The 18,072-nt window shown below is 71.2% G+C and carries 15 protein-coding genes; 4 read left to right on the plus strand and 11 right to left on the minus strand.

The genetic code is table 11. From position 1 onward, the window contains the following. Window positions 1-54: 54 nt before the first annotated feature. The 10 genes from ABDJ85_RS04130 to ABDJ85_RS04175 form a co-directional block, all read right to left on the minus strand. On the minus strand, window positions 55-861 hold the full coding sequence (locus tag ABDJ85_RS04130; RefSeq protein ID WP_347703466.1) for a LytR/AlgR family response regulator transcription factor: 807 nt from the start codon (window positions 859-861) through the stop codon (window positions 55-57). Continuing rightward, window positions 858-1,955 (minus strand): sensor histidine kinase, encoded by a 1,098-nt coding sequence (locus tag ABDJ85_RS04135; protein ID WP_347703467.1) that lies wholly within the window; start codon window positions 1,953-1,955, stop codon window positions 858-860. The genes ABDJ85_RS04130 and ABDJ85_RS04135 overlap by 4 nt, the downstream gene beginning before the upstream one ends. A gap of 85 nt (window positions 1,956-2,040) precedes the next feature. Continuing rightward, complete coding sequence (locus ABDJ85_RS04140) at window positions 2,041-2,532, minus strand: DUF2938 family protein (protein ID WP_347703468.1); 492 nt, start codon at window positions 2,530-2,532, stop codon at window positions 2,041-2,043. A gap of 348 nt (window positions 2,533-2,880) precedes the next feature. Further along, complete coding sequence (gene glpK, locus ABDJ85_RS04145) at window positions 2,881-4,365, minus strand: glycerol kinase GlpK (protein ID WP_347703469.1); 1,485 nt, start codon at window positions 4,363-4,365, stop codon at window positions 2,881-2,883. Window positions 4,366-4,399: 34 nt separating this feature from the next. Next, entirely contained in the window at window positions 4,400-5,713 is a 1,314-nt protein-coding gene (locus tag ABDJ85_RS04150; protein ID WP_347703470.1) for a hypothetical protein, read from the minus strand. Next, a complete protein-coding gene (locus tag ABDJ85_RS04155; protein WP_347703471.1) occupies window positions 5,710-6,135 on the minus strand; it encodes an ExbD/TolR family protein in 426 nt (141 codons plus the stop codon). The genes ABDJ85_RS04150 and ABDJ85_RS04155 overlap by 4 nt, the downstream gene beginning before the upstream one ends. Beyond that, a complete protein-coding gene (locus tag ABDJ85_RS04160) occupies window positions 6,125-6,913 on the minus strand; it encodes a MotA/TolQ/ExbB proton channel family protein (RefSeq protein WP_347703472.1) in 789 nt (262 codons plus the stop codon). Before ABDJ85_RS04160 ends, ABDJ85_RS04155 begins: the two co-directional genes overlap by 11 nt. Continuing rightward, window positions 6,910-7,593, minus strand: coding sequence for an ABC transporter ATP-binding protein (locus ABDJ85_RS04165; RefSeq protein WP_347703473.1), 684 nt, complete (start codon window positions 7,591-7,593; stop codon window positions 6,910-6,912). Before ABDJ85_RS04165 ends, ABDJ85_RS04160 begins: the two co-directional genes overlap by 4 nt. Before the next feature lie 2 nt (window positions 7,594-7,595). Next, the gene (locus ABDJ85_RS04170; RefSeq protein WP_347703474.1) at window positions 7,596-8,858 is read right to left on the minus strand and encodes an efflux RND transporter periplasmic adaptor subunit; all 1,263 of its coding nucleotides are present in this window, start codon (window positions 8,856-8,858) and stop codon (window positions 7,596-7,598) included. Window positions 8,859-8,865: 7 nt separating this feature from the next. After that, window positions 8,866-11,355, minus strand: a complete 2,490-nt coding sequence (locus ABDJ85_RS04175; RefSeq protein ID WP_347703475.1) for an FtsX-like permease family protein — start codon at window positions 11,353-11,355, stop codon at window positions 8,866-8,868. Window positions 11,356-11,507: 152 nt separating this feature from the next. On the opposite strand from ABDJ85_RS04175, the gene ABDJ85_RS04180 reads away from it, so the two are divergent. The 4 genes from ABDJ85_RS04180 (at window position 11,508) to ABDJ85_RS04195 (ending at window position 16,774) form a co-directional block, all read left to right on the plus strand. Further along, a complete protein-coding gene (locus ABDJ85_RS04180; RefSeq protein ID WP_347703476.1) occupies window positions 11,508-12,818 on the plus strand; it encodes a sigma-54-dependent transcriptional regulator in 1,311 nt (436 codons plus the stop codon). After that, window positions 12,808-13,980 (plus strand): sensor histidine kinase, encoded by a 1,173-nt coding sequence (locus ABDJ85_RS04185; protein ID WP_347703477.1) that lies wholly within the window; start codon window positions 12,808-12,810, stop codon window positions 13,978-13,980. Before ABDJ85_RS04180 ends, ABDJ85_RS04185 begins: the two co-directional genes overlap by 11 nt. A gap of 33 nt (window positions 13,981-14,013) precedes the next feature. Then, window positions 14,014-15,546 carry a glycerol-3-phosphate dehydrogenase gene (gene glpD / locus ABDJ85_RS04190; protein WP_347703478.1) on the plus strand — a complete coding sequence of 511 codons (1,533 nt, stop codon included), beginning with the start codon at window positions 14,014-14,016 and terminating at the stop codon, window positions 15,544-15,546. A 103-nt stretch (window positions 15,547-15,649) separates the two neighbouring features. Then, complete coding sequence (locus ABDJ85_RS04195) at window positions 15,650-16,774, plus strand: PEP-CTERM sorting domain-containing protein (RefSeq protein WP_347703479.1); 1,125 nt, start codon at window positions 15,650-15,652, stop codon at window positions 16,772-16,774. Here the strand turns inward: ABDJ85_RS04195 and ABDJ85_RS04200 are convergent. Continuing rightward, on the minus strand, window positions 16,714-18,048 hold the full coding sequence (locus ABDJ85_RS04200; RefSeq protein ID WP_347703480.1) for a TIGR03118 family protein: 1,335 nt from the start codon (window positions 18,046-18,048) through the stop codon (window positions 16,714-16,716). The genes ABDJ85_RS04195 and ABDJ85_RS04200 overlap by 61 nt on opposite strands. Between the last annotated feature and the right edge of the window lie 24 nt (window positions 18,049-18,072).

An 18,072-nucleotide genomic window follows, 5' to 3' on the forward strand; every position in this document is an offset into this window, starting at 1 on the left:
GGTCGATCTCGTCGACCGACTGGTCGGACCGCTAGGCGCGCCTGCCGGCGCCGCTCACATCGGCCGGAACAGATGCCCGAAGGCGCGGCTGACCTTGATGGGCCGCTGCAGGCCGCGCACCGCGAGGCTGTAGTGGCCGTTCTCGTCGCGCGTGGCGCTGAGGATGGCGCTCGCGTTGACGAGCACGCTGCGGTGCACCTGGAGGAAGTCGGTCGAGTCGATGCGCGCCACCAGCTCGCGCAGGCTCATGCGCACCAGGGCCTCGCCGGTTGGCGTCACGACGTTGACGTACTTCTCGGTCGCCTCGAAGCAGACCACCTCGGCCACCGGGATCATGCGCACGGTGTTGCCAACGCCGGCCCGGATCACCTTGATGCGCTCGCCAGGCTCGACGCTGGGTGCCGTGATGGATTGCATCTGCTGCACCAGCGCGGCCCGGTCACCGGCCTCAGGCGCTGCGCGGCGGCCAGCCAGCCGGGCTTTGAGCCGCGCCACGGTCTGCTGCAGCCGTTCGGCCGTGGCGGGCTTGAGCAGGTAGTCCACCGCCGCGCGCTCAAAGGCCGCCACCGCGAACTCATCAAACGCGGTGACAAACACGAAGAGCGGCTCAGGCTGCCCATCGGGCCACTCGTCCACCACGGCCGCTGCCACCTCCAGGCCGTTGCGGCCCGGCATCTTGATGTCCAGGAAGACGATGTCGGGGGCCTGGGCCAGCACCAGCTCGGTGGCTTGCAAGCCGTCTTGGGCAACGCCGGCGATGCGCAGCTCGGGCCAGGCCTGCTCCAGCAGTCGCGCCAGCGTGCGGGCGAGCACCGGCTCGTCCTCGGCGAGCACGGCGGATGGCGAGCGGTTGGTGGTCATGGTGGTTCCTGGGGGAGGTGATGAGGCAACAGCACGAGGGCGCGCAGGCCCTTGGGGTCTCGCGGCTCGAGCGTGAGCGAGGCGGCGGGTCCGTAGACCGCCTGCAGCCGCTCGCGCACGTGGCGCAGGCCGTAGCTCGACGGCTCAGTCGTGTGGCCGCTGCCGGCGGCCTCGTCATCCAAGGCCTGCAGGCCCAGGCCGTCGTCCTCGATGCAAATCTCGACGCCGGCCTCGACCTGGCGGGCCACGATGTCAATGCGCCCGGCACCCACCTTGGGCTCCAGCCCGTGCTTGATGGCGTTCTCTGCCAGCGGCTGCAGCAGCATGGGCGGCACGGGGGTGTTTTCCAGCGCGGCCGGCAGGTCCAGCTGCCATGCCAGGCGGGGGCCCATGCGCAGCGACATGATCTCCAGGTAGGCCCGCAGCTGCGCGAACTCGCGGCCCAGCGGCACCGACTCGGTCCGCGATGCCGCCAGCGTGGCGCGCAGGTAGGCGATGAGGCGGTCGATCATGGTCTCGGCGCGGTCCACGTCCTCCCGCACCAGGCCGCGCAGGTTGGCCAGGGTGTTGAACAGCATGTGCGGCTCCAGCTGCGTGCGCAGCAGCCGCAGCTGGGCCTCGACGGCCAGCCGCTGGGCCTCGGCGCGCGTGGCGGCCTCGTGCGCCAGGTGCTCGCGTATGGCGAAGTGGCGCAGCCCCAGCCCTCCCACCAGCACGGTGAAGAGCAGCGGTACGAGGCTGACCTGGTGGAAGCCCACCATGCGCAGCGGCTCGCCCAGCAGCAAGAAGGCGATCTGGTGGCCGAGCAGGTAGCCGACCGGGATGGCGATCGCGCCGGTGAGCAGCCAGCGCGTGCCTGCACCCAGGCGCTCCAGCCGGCGCTGGCGCCGCAGCAGCACCACGCAGACCGCCATCGTCAGGCCCACGCATTCAGAGAAGACCAGCAGGCGCGCGAAGGTGTCGAGGCCAGGCACGACCACGAACAAGAGCGCGGCCGCCACCGCCCACACCACCGCCGAGGCGGAGACCAGCTGCAGGGCGCCCTTGCGGGTGTTGGCCCACAGCGCGCTGCGGGACGTCGATGACAGGTACATGGCGCTCGCGCGGCTGCGGGGGAGTGAGGTGGTGGGGTGCGATCGACTGTAGGGCCGGCAATGAGCAGCGCCAAGCTGGCTGCCGCTACAGGCTGGTGCCGAGCGCCATCACGGCGCCGACGCCGAGTCCATAGGGCAGGTGCGAGACCAGGCTGGCCAGCAGCGCGTTCGACCCGGGCGGCCCGCGCCGGCCAAACCGGCCCCAGCCGAAGGCCGGCAGCAGCAGCAGCCAGGGCAGCAGCGAGGTCGCCAGGCCGAAGGCCACGCCGCCCCACAGGTGATGTGTCGGCTGGGTCCAGCCGGTGGCCTCAGTCAGCAGGGCATAGAGCAAAGCTACGGCGCCGCCACCGATGAGGATGTGAAACGCCCAGCCCGCCCGCACCTCGCCCGGCTGGGGCGGCGTGCGGGCGATGTTGGCGTGCGCCCATTGCCCGCGCAACAGCCCAAGCGCCCAGCGGCCCACCAGCGCAATGCTGACGCCGCTGGTCAGGCCCGCGCGGGCGGCGAACGCCTCGGTGATGTCCATCAGGACGGCACCGACGATGCCGCCGGCGTAGGCAAGGACGAAGGGATTCACGGGCAGCCTCAAGCCTGGGCGCAGGGGGCGCCGCTGTTGCACTGGCATTGCGCACCGCAGTGGCACTGGGGGCCGCAGGCGCATTGCGAGCCGCAAGCGGGTTGCTGAGCCGCTTGCTGGCAGCCGCAGGTGCAGCTGGCGCCGGGGCATTGGCTGCAGTTGCAGGAGGGGTGTTGGTTGGCGTTCATGGCAGGTTTCCTTGAGTGGTATCGACGACGGGATGTTTTCGATGCCTGCACTGTCGGAGTTGCCACGATGGGCGGCCAGCGCCGTCGGACGAAGCGTCGGCCCAAGTGCTGGAGCGGTCTTGCCAATCGACCGAACGGTTGCGCTGAGTCCCGCGCTGGCCTAGCGCGCCCTGGCCTGCCGCACCGCGTGCTCCCAGGCCGCCAGCCGCTCGGCGGCTTGGCTGCGCGGCATCTGGGGCTCGAAGCGCCGGTCCACCTGCCAGTGGGCGGCCAGCTCGGGCAAGCCGCTCCAGACGCCAGCGCCCAGGCCGGCCAGGTAGGCGGCCCCCAGGGCCGTGGTCTCAGTGACGCGGGGGCGCACCACGGGCACGCCGGTGAGGTCGGCCTGGAGCTGCATCAGCGTGTTGTTGACGCTGGCGCCGCCGTCCACGCGCAGCTCGGCCACGGGGCCGCCCTCACTGGCCATTGCCTGCAGCAGGGCGGCGCTCTGGAAGGCAATCGCCTCGACCGCCGCGCGGGCGATGTGGGCGGTGGTGGAGCCGCGCGTGAGGCCGACGATGGCGCCGCGCGCGTCGGCGTCCCAGTAGGGCGCCCCAAGGCCCGTGAAGGCGGGCACGAACATCACGCCGCCGGTGTCTGGCACGCTGGCCGCCAGGGCCTCGACCTCGCTGCTGCTGCGCACGGCGTGCAGGCCGTCGCGCAGCCACTGCACCACGGCGCCGCCGATGAAGACGGCGCCCTCCAGCGCGAACTGGGCTTGGCTGCCCACCTGCGCGGCGCGCGTGCCGAGCAGGCCTTGGCTTGACGCCCGCGCCTGCGCGCCGGTGTGCATCAGCATGAAGCAGCCGGTGCCATAGGTGTTCTTGACCAAGCCGGCCTCAAAGCAGGCCTGGCCGAAGAGGGCCGCCTGCTGGTCGCCCGCGACGCCGTCGATGGGCAGGGCCGCACCCAGCAGCATCGGGTCAGTCTCGCCAAAGCGGTGGCAGCTGGGGTGCACGGCGGGCAGCAAGGAGCGCGGGACCTGCAGGCGCGCGAGCAACGCATCGTCCCAGTCGCCCGCTCCAAGGTTGAACAGCATCGTGCGCGAGGCATTGCTCACATCGGTGGCGTGCACGCGCCCGCCGGTCAGGCGCCAGAGCAGCCAGCTGTCGATGGTGCCAAAGGCCAGCTCGCCGCCTTCAGCGCGCGCGCGGGCGCCGGGGATGTGTTCGAGCAGCCAGCGCAGCTTGGTGCCCGAGAAATAGGGGTCGATGACCAGCCCCGTGCGGGCGCGGATGTCGGCGGCTTCACTGCTTGCGCGCAGCTCGGCGCAGAAGGGCTCGGTGCGGCGGTCCTGCCAGACGATGGCGCGGTGCAGGGGCTCGCCCGTCTTGCGGTCCCACAGCACCGTGGTCTCGCGCTGGTTGGTGATGCCGATGCTGGCGATGTCCTGGGCTTGCAGGCCTGCCTTGGCCAGCGCCTCGCGCGCGGTGGCCAGCTGGGTTTGCCAGATCTCCTCGGCCTCATGCTCCACCCAGCCGGGCTGCGGGTAGTGCTGCGCAAACTCGCGCTGCGCCATCGCCACCAGCCGACCCTCACGGTCGAACACGATGGCGCGCGAGCTGGAGGTGCCTTGGTCGAGGGCGAGGAGGTGGGTGCGTGTCATGGGCTGCGAATCTAGCCGCAGCCGCAGCGCTTGCCTACGGCGCCAACACCACCCCAAAGAAAGTGGCCGACTGCACGTTGTAGAGCTTGAGCAGCAAGCGGTTGCGGCCCGCGCGCAGGCTGACGCGCACGCGGCCTTCGACCATGGCGTAGTTGGCGCGCTCGGTGTGCATGTTCCGGTACCACTGGTGGTACCAGGGCTTGTCCATGGCGCTGAACCAGACCAGCTCGTCGTTGAGCCAGAGCTTGGTGTCGTCGTCGGCGCCGATGTCGAGCCAGACGTCCATGTCGCGGTCCACGCGCAGCTCGGTGGCGGCGTAGTAGATGGCGTTCATGGCCAGGGGCTCGGGCAGGAAGGGGTAGCTGCTGCTTTGCTGCGGGGCCCAGCGGACCAGGCCGCGCTTGCCGGGGTAGACGCCGTCCAAGTCGACGGCGACCTCGGGCGGGTAGACGGTGTTGATGGCGCGGGGGTCTTCCGCGTGGAAGGGCCCGATCACGTTCCAGCGGTTGAGGTAGACGCGGTTGGTGAACGGCCCGCCGGGGCCGAAGCTGCGCGTCTCAGACGCCAGGTGCAGGTCGGCGGTGTCGAGCGGGGGCGGTTTGGCGAAGCGGTCGTAGCGTCGCCGGTAGTCCACCTCGGTGGCGGACGCGCCGTCCGGGTCGGCCACCCACCAGCCGCCGTCGGGCTTGCCGTCGTAGTAGGCGGTTGAGCCAGCGCCTGATCCAGCGCGTGAACCAGCACCCGAACCAGCACCTGAACCAGCGCCCGAACCAGCGCTCGACGGCCCCTGCCCGGCCAGGCCCGCCACCTTGACGCCATCGCGCTCACGCTGCTCGCGGGCCTGCCGGCTCTCGGCCGCATCGCGGGCGCGTTGCACCAGCTGCGCCAGCGCCTGGGCGGCGTCGGCAGGCGGGGGCTTCATGCGCTTGGCTTCTTCGAGCCGGACCTGGGCGGTGGCCTTCTCTTGCGAGATCTTGAGCAGGCGGGCCAGGTCCTTGATGCGGGCTTGCCGCTCGGTGTCTTCCAGGGCCTTGGTCAGCGCCTCGGCGCGTTCCAGGGGGCTGCTGGCGGGGTTGGCTGCTGCCGCCGGCACCTGGCTGCCCAGCTGCTTGCGGAGCTGCTCCAACTGCTGTTCGTGGCGCTGGACCTGCTCTTTGCGCGCCGCCTGCAGCCGCGCCTCGGCCGTGGCAGCCTGAGCGCGCTCGGTCGCTGCCTGCGCCTGCACGCCCAGCTGCCAGCCCCACAACGCGATGAGTGCATGCAGCGCCAGCGAGCCGAGCACGAAAGCCTGGCGACGCAGCGCGCCCCAGGCCGCACGCAGCAACTCCACACCCGAGCTTTGCCTCATGGCTGGGTGCGCAGCGACACCTGGGTCAGGCCTTCGAACTGGCACAGGTCCAGCACGTGGACGATGTGCTGGTAGGGCGTGCGGCGGTCGCCGTCGAGGCGGATGGGGCGGGTGGGGTTCTTGGCGGCCTCGTCGCGCAGGCGGTCGTGCAGGGTCTGGAGGCTGAGCTTTTGCTTGTCGAGGTAGACGCCGCCTTGCGCGTCGATCATCAGCACCAGCGGCTCGGTGGGCGCGGCCTCGGCCTTGACGAGGCTGGCCTGCGAGGCCGGCAGCAGGATGGGGATGTCTTTTTGCTTCTTCTGGCCGTCCTGCTGCTTGAAGGAGGTGGCGACCATGAAGAACATCAGCAAGAAGAAGATGCAGTCGATCAGCGCGATCAGGCCGATCTCGGGCTCCTCGTCGTGACCCAGTTCAATGCGCATCGCGTTCGGTCACTGTGTGCCCCCAGGGCTGGCCTGCGTCCAGCCCGCCCCCCGAGGGGGTCATGGAAACTTGGGGCGGCCCGGCGTTTCCATGCGACTCGATCAACACCTCGTCGAACACGCGGTTCACCTCGCGCTCCAGCGCCAGGCCGATGAGCGTCAGCCGGTGCTTGAAGAAGTGGTGCATGCCCAGCGCCGGCAGCGCGACCGAGAGGCCCGCCGCCGTGTTGACCAAGGCCTTGGAGATGCCACTGGCCAGCACGGCCGGGTCTCCGAGACCGCTAGCAAAGGCGATGGCATGGAAGGCCTCGATCATGCCGACTACCGTGCCCAGCAAGCCGACGATGGGCGCGATGGTGGCCACCACGGCCAGCGGGTAGGCGCGCTGCTGCTGCTCGCGCAGCGCCAGCGAGGCGATGTCGCCCGCGCGGGTCGAGAGCGCGGCCGGCTCGGCCTTGCGGTGCTGCACCAGGTAGGCCAGCACGCGGGCCAGGGCGCTGGGCCGCCGGGCCAGCTCAGCCTCGACGGCGGCGAAGTCGCCGGCGCGCCAGAGCGGCAGCACCTCGTCCACCAGTCCCGGCGGTGCTAGACGGCCCGCGCGAAAGCGCGTCAGCCGCTCCAGCGTCACCGCGACGGCCAGCACCGAGAGCGCACCGATCACCCAGACGCCGGTGCCGCCGTGGGCCAGCTCGCTGGCGAGGTCGAGCGACTGGGACTGGGCCAGCGCGTGAGGGGCTGCCGCCAACAGCAGCAGCGGGACCCAGCCAGCGCGCTTCATGCCAGTGCCGCCACGGCATCCACCACCACCCGCCCGTCCAGCAGCCGCAAGCTGCGCGAGGCCTGCGCGGCGTGCTCGGGCGAGTGGGTCACCATCACCAGCGTCGTGCCCTCGGCGTTCAGCTCGCGCAGCAGGCGCATCACCTCGGCGCCATGCGCGCTGTCGAGGTTGCCGGTGGGCTCGTCGGCCAGCAGCAGCGCGGGCCGCGCGGCGATGGCACGGGCGATGGCCACGCGCTGCTGCTGCCCGCCGCTGAGCTGGCTGGGCCGGTGGCCGGCGCGGTGCGTGAGCCCCAGGCGCTCCATCACCTCGGCCACCCGCGCGCGGCGCGCGCGGGTGGGCAGGTCGCCGTACTCCAGCGCCAGCGTGATGTTCTCGGCCACGCTGAGGTCGTCGATGAGGTTGAAGCTCTGGAACACGAAGCCGATGCGGCCCCGGCGCAGGGTGTTGAGCTGGCGCTCGCTCCAGCGGGCCACGTCCTGGCCGTCAAACCAGTACTCACCGCTGCTCGGCGCATCCAGCAAGCCGAGGATGCCCAACAACGTGGACTTGCCGCAGCCGGATGGCCCGGTGATAGCCAGGTACTCACCGGCCTCGATTTCCAGGTCGATGCGGTCCAGCGCCGTGGTCTCGATGTCGCCAGAGCGGAAGGTCTTGCTGAGGTGTTTTAGCGTGAACATGGTCAGTGGAGATCCAAGGCTGATGCGCCCACGAAGGCGCGATACGGGGAGACGACAACCTGCTCGCCAGGCTGCAGGCCGCCCAGCACTTCGACGACGCCGTCGGCACGGCGCCCCAGTTGCAGCGGGCGGCGCGGGGCGTGGCGGCCGTCGGCGTCCAGCACAAAGGCCCAGGCGCCGCCGGTGTCGGCGTAGAAGCCGCGGTCCGGCAGCAGCAGCGCCGGTTTGGCCTCGCCCAGGGTCAGGCGCACGTCCAGCCCCTGGCCCACCTGCAAGGGCGGCGGGTCGCCATCAAAGCTGAGCTCGATGCTGAAGCGGCCGTCCTTGACCTGCGGGTCGATGCGGGCCACGCGCAGCTGGTGCTCGCGCCCCTCGTGCGTGAGCAACGCGGCCAGGCCTTCACGCACGCGGCCGAGGTGGAACTCGTCGAGGCGCAGTTCCAGCTTGAAGCGGCCCAGGCTGTCCAGTCGCGCGATGCGCGTGCCGCTGCGCACGCTCTCACCCACCTGCAGGGTCAAGCCCGTGACGCGGCCGCCTACGGGCGCGCGCACGGCCAGGCCCTCGCTGGCCGCGCGCATGGCGTCCAGCCGCCTGTTGAGGTCCGTCACGGCGCGCTGCATGGCCTGGACTGACTGCTCGCGCACGGCCAGCTCGCCACGGCCATCCAGCTGCTGCTGCGCCACCAGGCGCTCGGCCAGGCTGAGCCGGTCGGCCGAGTCCTCCAGCGCCGAGGGCGACAAAAAGCCCGTGGCCGCCAGCTCCTGGTTGCGCTGGTGCAGGCGGCGCGCGCGTCCCAGCTCTGACTCGCCCTCGGTCAGCGAGCGGCGCAGCACCGCCTGGGCCTGCATCCACGCGGCGCGCAGGGTCGAGAAGTTGGCCAGCTGCTGCGCCGCCTCGCTGGAGCGCGCCATCAGCTCCTGCGCGCGCTGCGTGCTGCTCAACACCACCAGCAACTGGCCGGCCTCGACCCGTGCGCCGTCCTTCACCAGCACCTGCTCGACCCGGCCGTCTTCGCTGGCGTCGAGCAGCACGGACTGCAGCGGCTGCGCCAAGGCGCGGCCGACGACGACGTCGCGGAACACACCAGGTTTGGCCGCTGCGATCTCCACGTCAGCCTTCGCCACAGGCACGCCGCGCGGCCACCAGCGCACCAGAAGCAACATCACCGCCAAGGCCGCGACAAAGGCGAGCGCGAACAGGCCGTAGCGGCGCGGCACGGCCACGCGGCGGTCCATCGCGGCGCCAGAGCTCAGCACGGCACTCATCTCGTGTTCAGCCGCGCAGCGCTTGCAAGGGGCGCAGCGCCAAGGCAGCGCGCAGATGGCGGGCCACGGCCAGCGCCGTCACCACCGCCAGCAGCGCCACAGACGCCAGCAGCACCCACACCGACCCTGGCCCCACCGGCGCACGCTCGACGAAGCCGCTGAGATAGCCCTGCGTGATCAAGGCCGCCACCGGCAGCGCCACCACGCAGGCCGCCAGCAGCACGCCGGCGAACTCCCGCGTCAGCAGCCGGGTGATGGCGCTAGGGCCCGCCCCATGCAGCTTGCGCAGCACGATCTCGCGCTCACGCAGGCGGAGCAGGTAGGCGGCCAGCGCGTAGATGCCCACGGCGGCCAGCAGCAGGGCGAGCAGGCCGGTCACGCCGATGAGGGTGCCGATGCGCGTGTCTTCGGCCATGGTCGTGGCCTGGTGCTCGCGCACCGACAGCACCTGGGCCTGGGCGGCCGGCAGCATGCCGTTGATGAGGTCGGCGAGCTTGCGGCGGGTCAGTGCCGGGTCGCGGCTGTGCACGCTGATGACGCCCGGGCCTTCGACGACGGGCGTCAGGATGCTGGGCGAGCGCGGCAGGCGCGGCCGGTCAAAGCGCAGGTCGTCGATGACGGCCACGACGGTCACCGGCCGGCCGCCGAGGTACTCCGGGTTCACGTTCACCGTCTGCCCGATGGCGGCCTCGGGGTTTGCAAAGCCCAGCAGCGCCGCTGCTGTGCGGTCCAGCACGGCGGCGTTCTGCGCCATTTCGGCACGGTGGTCGGCCGTCAAGCGGCCGGCCAGCAGGCGCACGCCGTACAGCTCCAGCCAGCCGGGCGTGAAGTCCAGCCCGGTGCGCAGGTTCACGGGCTGACCGCTCGGCCCGCTGAACTGCGAGTACCACTTCCTCAAGTCGCGGCCGGGCACATCGTGCGAGGCCGCTGCAGCGACGACGTCGGGCCAGGTGTGGAGCCGGGCCAGCAGCGACTGCGTCTGCGCCGGCATCGTCTCCGGCGGCAGGTCCACGGCGAGGCGGTCGTCCACCGCGAAGCCACGGGGCATGTCGGCCACATGCCGCGCCTGCCAGGCCACGGTGATTGCCATGGCGGCGAACAGCGCGGCGGCGCCAAACTGCACGGTCGTCATCACGCGGCGCAGCCAGCGGCTGGCGCGGCCCTCGCTGTGGCTGCGGCCGGCCAGCGACTCCGCCGGCCGCACGCGCAGCGCGATGTGCGTCAGCGGCAGCGCACTCAGCGCCGCGATGAGCACGCACAGCAAGCCGGTGAGCGCCACCGAGGCCGGTGACAGCACCGGCGCGTCGAAGCTGTGCTGCATCAGCACTGACACCGCAGGCTCGGCCCACCAGGCCAGCAGCAGGCCCAGCAGACCCGCGAGGCCCGCCACGGCCAGCGCCTCGGCAAAGAATTGCAGGCCCAGGGCCGGGGCATCGGCGCCGAGCGACTTGCGCAGGCCGATCTCGCGCTGGCGGCGCAGCGTGCGCACGCTCCACAGGTTGACGAAGTTGATGATGGCCAGTGCCAGCACCCCGGCCGCCGCCGTGGCCAGGCCACCGAGCCGCAGCCGGCGGTCACCGCTGCCCGCGCCGTGCAGGCCGATGTCCGGCACCAGCACCGCGCGCAGCGAGGCCCACCAGCCGCCCCCCTTCAGGAAGTCGGCCGGCATGCCCTTGGGCGGCGCTTGCTGTTCGAGCAGGTGCTGGGCCAGCTCGCTCATCTGCGCCGCCGTCGCGCCGGGCTGCAGGCGCGCGTAGAGGCGGCCGTTGCCCCAATGCCAGCCTTGGCTGCGGTCCACAACGGCCTTGGCCGCCGGCGCGTTGAAGCCCGCGAGGGCGTCGTAGATCAGCGTGGAGTTGAGGTTGGGCGAAGGGATGACGGCCATCACCGTCAGCGTGATCAAGGCGGCCTGCGCCTGGCCGGGTGCGCCCTCCACGGTGGTGGAGATGGTGACCGGCCGGCCGACGACCTTGGTCGTGCCGAACAAGCGGTTCGCGCCGTCCTCGGTCAGTGCCACGCCGTCGGGCGAGTTCAGCGCGGCGCGCAGGTCGCCGGCGATGGGGCGGATGCCGAACAGCGCTTCGAGGTCGGGGTCGGCCAGGACGGAGACCAGGCGCGCGTGGTGCTGGGCGCCTTGTGCATCCACCGCGCTGATCAGCAGCGGGAAGACGATGACGCGGCTCATCTCGGCCACCGGCGCGCCCGTATCGCGCAAGGCGCGGCTCAGTGCCGTGGTGGGCACCTCGCTCCACCATTCAGAGTGGCCGCCGCCGGGGCCGCGCACGCGCCATTCGAAGGACACGAGCCGGTCCACCTGCGGCAGCTGCGCGTCGGGCCACAGCGTGTCGCGCAGGAAGCCCACCGTCAGCAGCGTCAGCGCCAGGCCCAGCGCGAGGCCGCTGATGACGAGTGCTGCCGCAGCGGGCTCGCCACGCAGCTGGCGCCAGGCGCTGCGCCAGGTGGACGAGGAGGTGAGCAAGGAGGCGGGCGATGTCATGTCCTGCCTTGTGCAAGACGCGGACCAGCTCGTTTGCCTGGGGAGCTGCGGGCGGGCGGCGTGCAAAGCGTCCGCCAATGGACACCCCGACTGTCCGATTCCGAACACCGTCTTGCCCGGGCTCTGTGGCCCACATAGAGTCGCGCCCTCCCATGCCGAACATCCTCATCCTCGAAGACGACCCCGACGTGGCGCAGGCCGCGCGGCTGGCCCTGCGCAAGCTGGCGACGGTGGCTGTGCGGCAGTCGCCCGATGAGCTGATGCCGGCGCTCGACGCCATCGCGCCCGAGCTGCTGTTGCTCGACATGAACTTCACCCCCGGTGCCAGCGACGGGGCGGCCGGGCTGGCCCTGCTGCACGAGGTTGTCGCCCGGCGCGATGCACCGGCGGTCATCGTCATGACGGCCTATGCCGAGGTTGAGCTGGCCGTCCAGGCGCTCAAGGCTGGTGCGGTGGACTTCATCACCAAGCCCTGGCGCAATGACCGGCTGGAGGCCTGCGTGCAGGCCGCGTTGGCGCGCCGGGCTCCTGCAGCGTCGGTAGCGCCAGCGGCGGACGAACTGCTCGGCGAGTCAGCGGCCATGCGCTCGCTGCGCGCACAGATCGCGCACGTTGGCGCCAGCGAGGCCAGCGTGCTCATCCTGGGCGAGAACGGCGTGGGCAAGGAGCTGGTGGCGCGCGCCCTGCACCGCGCCTCGCCCCGCTCGGCCGGCCCGCTGCTGGCGGTGGACATGGGCGCGCTGCCCGAGGCGCTGGTCGAGAGCGAGCTGTTCGGCCACCGGCGCGGCAGCTTCACCGATGCGCGCGAGTCGCGCCCGGGCCGCTTCGTGGCGGCGTCGGGCGGCACGCTGCTCCTCGACGAAATCGGCAACCTGCCGCTGCCCCAGCAAGCCAAGCTGCTGGCCGCGTTGGAACGCCGCGAGGTGACGCCCGTGGGCAGCGACAAGCCCGTGCCCGTCGATGTGCGCGTGCTGGCCGCAACCAACCGGCCCGAGGCCGAGCTGTTCGACGCGCGGCACTTCCGGCCCGACCTGCTCTACCGCCTCAACACCGTCGTGCTGCGCGTGCCGCCGCTGCGCGAGCGCGGGGCAGCCGATGTGGCGCTGCTGGTGCGGCACTACCTGGCCCACTTTGCGCGTGGCAAGCCTGCCCGTCACGTGGATGCCGAGGCGCTGGTCCGCCTCGCGGCCTACCGCTGGCCCGGCAATGTGCGCGAGCTGCGCCAGGCCTGCGAGCGCGCCACGCTGCTGGCCAGCGGGCCGGTGTTCACCTGGGCCGACTTCGGCCTCACCGACCTCGCCATGCCGGCGCCTGCCGAACCCGGCCTCGACCTCAGCCGGCGCGAGCGCGAGACCGTGCAGACGGCGCTGGCGCAAGCCGAGGGCAACATCAGCCAGGCCGCCAAGCTGCTGGGCCTGAGCCGCGCCGCGCTCTACCGCCGGCTCGACAAGCATGGGCTCTGAGCAGTGGCGTGTTGCCCTGGCTGCGCTGGTGCTGGCCGCTTGCGCCGCCGGTGTGGGCGCATGGCTCGATTCGCCGCGCCTTCTGGTCGCCTGTGCGCTGGTCGGCCTCATCGCCGCCGCCTGGGGCTGGGCCGCGCTGACGCGCCTGGCCCACCGGCCCGTGCCACTGCCGCCCGAGCCGACACCGCCCCAGTCATCCCCACCGCGGGCTGACCTGGACGCGACCCTGGAGCACGCGCCGCTGGCCCTGTGGCGCTTGGTGGCTGGCAGCGCGCCGCTCGCCTTGAACGCCGCCGCGCGCCGGCTCATTGCACCGGGCCGCGCGGTCGATGTCGCGGCCTTGCTGGCCCTGCTGGACGCGCAGCCGGGGCGGCGCGTTGTCACGCTGCCCACTGAGCACGGGCAGGAGCGCGCCGTGCTGGCCGTGTCGGCCCTCACCGTGCAGGGCCAGGCCTGGCGGCTGGCGGCGCTGGCGCCCATCGAATCGGAGCTGGAGACCGAGGCCCTCACCGCCTGGCGCCAGCTGGTGCAGGTGCTGACCCACGAGATCATGAACTCGCTGACGCCGATTGCCTCGCTGGCATCCAGCGCACCGCCCTTGCTGGAGGGTGGCGAGCACGAGGAGCTGGCCTCGGCCCTGGCCACGCTGGCCCGCCGCGCGGCGCATTTGCAAACCTTTGTCGAGCGCTACCGCAGCGTCAGCCAGCCGCCCGCGCCCACGCTGGCCGACCTGCCCCTGGAGCCGATGCTGCAGAGCGTGCAGCGCCTGCTGGCACCCGCCTGGCACGCGGCTGGCGGCCAGGTCGAGGTGCGCGTGGAACCCGCCAGCCTGGTGCTGCGCACCGATGCCGCGCAGCTTGAACAGGTGCTGATCAACCTCGCGCAAAACGCGCTGCAAGCCTGCGCCGGCCGGCCCGCCCCGCGCCTGCAGCTGGAGGCCCGCCTGACGCGCGGCGCGCGCCTTTGCATCACCGTCGCGGACAACGGCCCCGGCATCGCACCGGGGCTGGAGGCGCAGATCTTCACGCCCTTCTTCTCGACCCGCGCTGGCGGCAGCGGCGTGGGCCTGGCCGTGGTGCGCCAGCTGGTGCATGGCCTCGGCGGCACGGTGCGGCACGCGCGCCGGCCCGAGGGCGGCGCCTGCTTCTTGCTGACCTTCTGAGCGCCGCTCATCGGGTTGCAAAATCCAGGCTCCATGACGGCTGCCGCCCACCCCCGCTTGCCCGAGCTCTTTGACGCCTTCGTCGTCGGCGGCGGCATCAATGGCGTGGGCGTGGCGCGCGACCTGGCGGGGCGGGGCTTGCGGGTGTTGCTGTGCGAGCAGCACGACCTGGCGAGCCACACCTCGTCGGCCTCCAGCAAGCTGATCCACGGCGGGCTGCGCTACCTGGAGCACTACGAGTTCCGCCTGGTGGCCAAGGCGTTGGGCGAGCGCGAGGTGCTGCTCAAGAGTGCGCCGCACCTGATGCGCTCGCTGCGCTTTGTGATGCCCCATGACGAACGCATGCGGCCGGCCTGGATGATCCGGGCCGGGCTCTTTCTGTACGACCACCTGGCCAAGCGCGAATGGCTGCCGGGCACCGAGCGGCTCAAGCTGCGCAAGCACCCCACCGGCGCACCGCTGCAAGCGCGTTTGACCACGGGCTTTGCCTACTCCGACGGCTGGGTGGACGACGCGCGCCTGGTGGTGGCCTGCGCGCAGGACGCGGTGGCGCGGGGCAGCAGGGTGCTCACGCGCACTGCCTGCGTCGATGCCCGCCGCGTGGGCGAGCATTGGCAGGCGCGGCTGCGCGACGCGGCGGGCCAAGAGCAGCTGGTGCAGGCCCGCGCCCTCGTCAACGCGGCCGGCCCCTGGGCCGCGCAGTTCCTGGCCGAGCACGTCAAGCAGGGCGAGCCCGAGCGGCGCAGCCTGCGCCTCGTCAAGGGCAGCCACATCGTCGTGCCGCAGTGCTTCACGCACGACCATGCCTACATCTTCCAGAACCCCGACGGCCGCATCCTCTTTGCCATCCCCTACGAGGGCCGCTTCACGCTGATCGGCACCACCGACGTCGAGCACCACGGCCCCATCGGCCATGTGCGCATCAGCGATGAAGAGATCGCCTACCTCTGCACCCAGGCCAGCCGCTACTTCGCCACGCCCGTGACGCCGGACCAGGTGCTGTGGACCTATGCCGGCGTGCGCCCCTTGCTCGACGACGAGCACGGCAACCCGGCCGAGGTGACACGCGACTACCGGCTGGAGCTGGATGCACCCGAGGCCCAAGCCCCGCTGCTCAACCTCTGGGGCGGCAAGCTCACCACCTTCCGCCGCCTGGCCGAAGACGCCGCCGACCTGCTGGCCCCGCGCCTGGGCAACACCCAAGGTGCCTGGACACGCGGTGCGCTGCTGCCCGGTGGCGACCTCTCCGCCTGGATCGGTGCGCCGAGGCAGCCGGATGCGGACTTCGAACGCTTCGTGGGCGCCCTGACCACGCAGCACCCCGAGCACCCGCCCGCCCTGCTGCGCCGCTGGGCGCACGCCTATGGCTCAGCCATCGCCACCCTGCTGGCGGCGCCTTTAGGCGAAGAGGTTGCGCCGGGCGTCTACGAGGGCGAGCTGGCCTACCTGCGCGACCACGAATGGGCGCGCAGTGGCGAGGACGTGCTGTGGCGCCGCAGCAAGCTGGGCTTGCACCTGAGCGAGGCCGAGCGGGCGCGTGTGGTGGCCTGGGTGGCAGGCCACTGACGCCAGGCGGGCCAGGCTTACCGCAGCCTGGCAGTGGTCAATCGTGGGGTGGCCCGAATGCATCTGCGGGGATAGACTTCAATCTGCATCCACGGGAGACAGCATGCATGAAATCGTTCCGGTGAAGCCCGGCTCACCCATGGCGTCTTGGGCCGGGCGTTCGCCTGCGAGTGCCCTCGCGCGCCTGAGCGTGCTGCTCGGGCTGGCCCTGGTGGCCACCGGTGCCCAAGCCCTGGGCGCCTCGGTGTCCACCGCGCTCTATTCGATGGATCAGGATGCGCGGGTCAACCTCCTACCCAATGCAGCCTGCGGCTCTTCGCTTGACCGTGGGTTCTCCAGCGAAATCAGCAGCCTGGGCTGCACGCACATCTACCGTCAGACGAGCTCCCAGGTCACGCTCCTTGCCAGCGCTACCGCCCCAAGCCCCGGGCAGTACGCCGAGCTCAAGGCCTTGGCGCAGATCGATACCAACACCAACACGGGCAATGCCCCGGCCTACAACCAGTGGCAATACAACTGGGCGATCGCCCGGGCCCAGTTTGGTGACTTCATCCGGCTCGACCCACAGCAGCCGGTTTCTGCAATGCGGCTGACCTTTCAGCTGTCGGGCACCTTGGACCTGAACGATCCACATCATTCGGCCTACCCGTTGGAGAGCCTCGCTTCAGCAGACTTTCGGGTCTCGGTCGGATCGGGCAACCTCTACCCGGACGGGTCCTTCGGTGCCTTCGAGCCCTACGCCTCGCTCACGTCGTCAGTGGTTTCGACGCTGAAGTCGGACGGCTCGCAAAGCACGGTGGTGGTTCCGTACGACAGCATCAACGCCGCAAAGAGTGCGCTCAGCCTGGATCCGAATGGGGACATCACCTTGACCTTGGGCCCCTCATTCTTCAGCAACCCCCAAAACCAGGGCCTCTCACTTAACCTCGAGCTCATTTCAACGGCCAAGCTCTTCGCCTATGTGTCCAACCCTGGTGAGTCGCTCTCGTCCGTGGCGGACTACTCGCACACCTTGCGCATGGTGTCGCTCGAGGCCTTTGACCCCAACGGAACGGACGTCAGTGCGCAGGCCGTGCTGGGCTTTGCCAGCGCCAGCCTGCCGGCCGTGCCGGAACCGGCAACAGCCACGCTGACGCTGCTGGGTTTGGCGGGCTTGGCTGGGTGGGCTCAGCGTCGCGCGCGCCGCGCCAGCCACACGCCACCGGCCAACATCAAGGCCCAGATCTGAGGCTCGGGCACGGCGCTGGTCAGGTTGATGCGGCCGAACACACCGTCGCGCTCTTCGTCCGGGCCGGCCGTGTAGTACAGCGCGTTGGCGTCTCCGAGGGCCACGCCGTTGCCGAAGGCGATGCCCCAGATCCCGTCGATGACCAGGGGCTGGCCGTCGGGGCCGCGCACATAGCCGAGGTCGGCGCCGGTTGTGCGGTCGTAGGCGGCGATGGTGCCGTCGCCAAAGTTGGCCACCAGCAGCGCGCCGGCCAGGGCGCCGAAGGAGTCGGGCGCGATGGCCATGCCCCAGGGGTTGTTGAGCTTGCTGCTGGCCGTGTAGTCCTGCAGCAGGTTGCCGTTGCGGTCATAGGCGGCGATGCGGCCGAGGCCGGGGATCTCCTCGGTGGGCTCGTCGATCTCCAGCGCGTTCTCGGTCCAGGCCACGTAGACGCGGCCGTCACCCAGCACCTGGACGTTGAAGGGGTGCCAGATCTCGGTCAGGCCGGTGGGCCGCGCGAAGGGCGTGCTGGCGGTGATGTCGTTCCACTGGTTGTCGAAGCTCATCACGCGGCCGGCCGCAAAGTCGGCGGCGAAGAGGCGGTTGTCGGCCACCTTCTCGCCCTTGGCATTCAGGGTCCAGCCGTCGGTCGTCATGGCCACGCCGTTGAAGCCGGGGCGGGCCTTGAGGCCCTGGGCCATGAAATCGTCCATCGTCGAGTAGTCCTTGACGACGACGGCTTCGAGCATGCCGCTGGCGGTGTTGCTGCGCCAGGCGTTGATGGTGCCGTCCTGCGTGACGAAGACGAACTTGGCCGCGCCCGCGTTGACGCCGGTGGAGGCACCGTTGGCGTAGTTGATGGCCGGGCCTTGAACGAAGAACTCGACGGGCTGGCCCGGGCGGTCGCTGGCGGCGTTGTAGACCTGGCCGGTGACCTGGGCCATGCCGTCGGCGCCGGGGGGCATGTCGGGGTGCAGGTCGCGCGCGCTGCTGATGATGGGCACGACCTTGAGCCCATCTTGGTAGAGCGGCGTGCCGCCCACGTCGCCGATGTAGGTGGTGGTGGTGCCGGTGCCGGCATTGCTGACCCAGATATGGCCGCCCGCGCCGGGTGGGCGCAGCGCCAGGCCCCAGGGGTTGACGAGGTTGGGGTCAACAAAGGCAGTGGGGGCGTACTTCTCGCTGTTGGCGACGAGCACGGTGCTGCGGTAGCTGCTGCTGGCGGCGGTGGCGGTGTGGGCCAGCAGCAGCGTGAATGCAGCGGCGGCAGCAGTGCGGGTGAGCGCGGACATCATGGTGAGCATCCTTGCGGGCGACCT

Origin of the sequence: Roseateles paludis (genome assembly GCF_039872745.1) — a bacterium.
GTDB classification, from domain to species: Bacteria; Pseudomonadota; Gammaproteobacteria; order Burkholderiales; family Burkholderiaceae_C; genus Pelomonas; species Pelomonas paludis.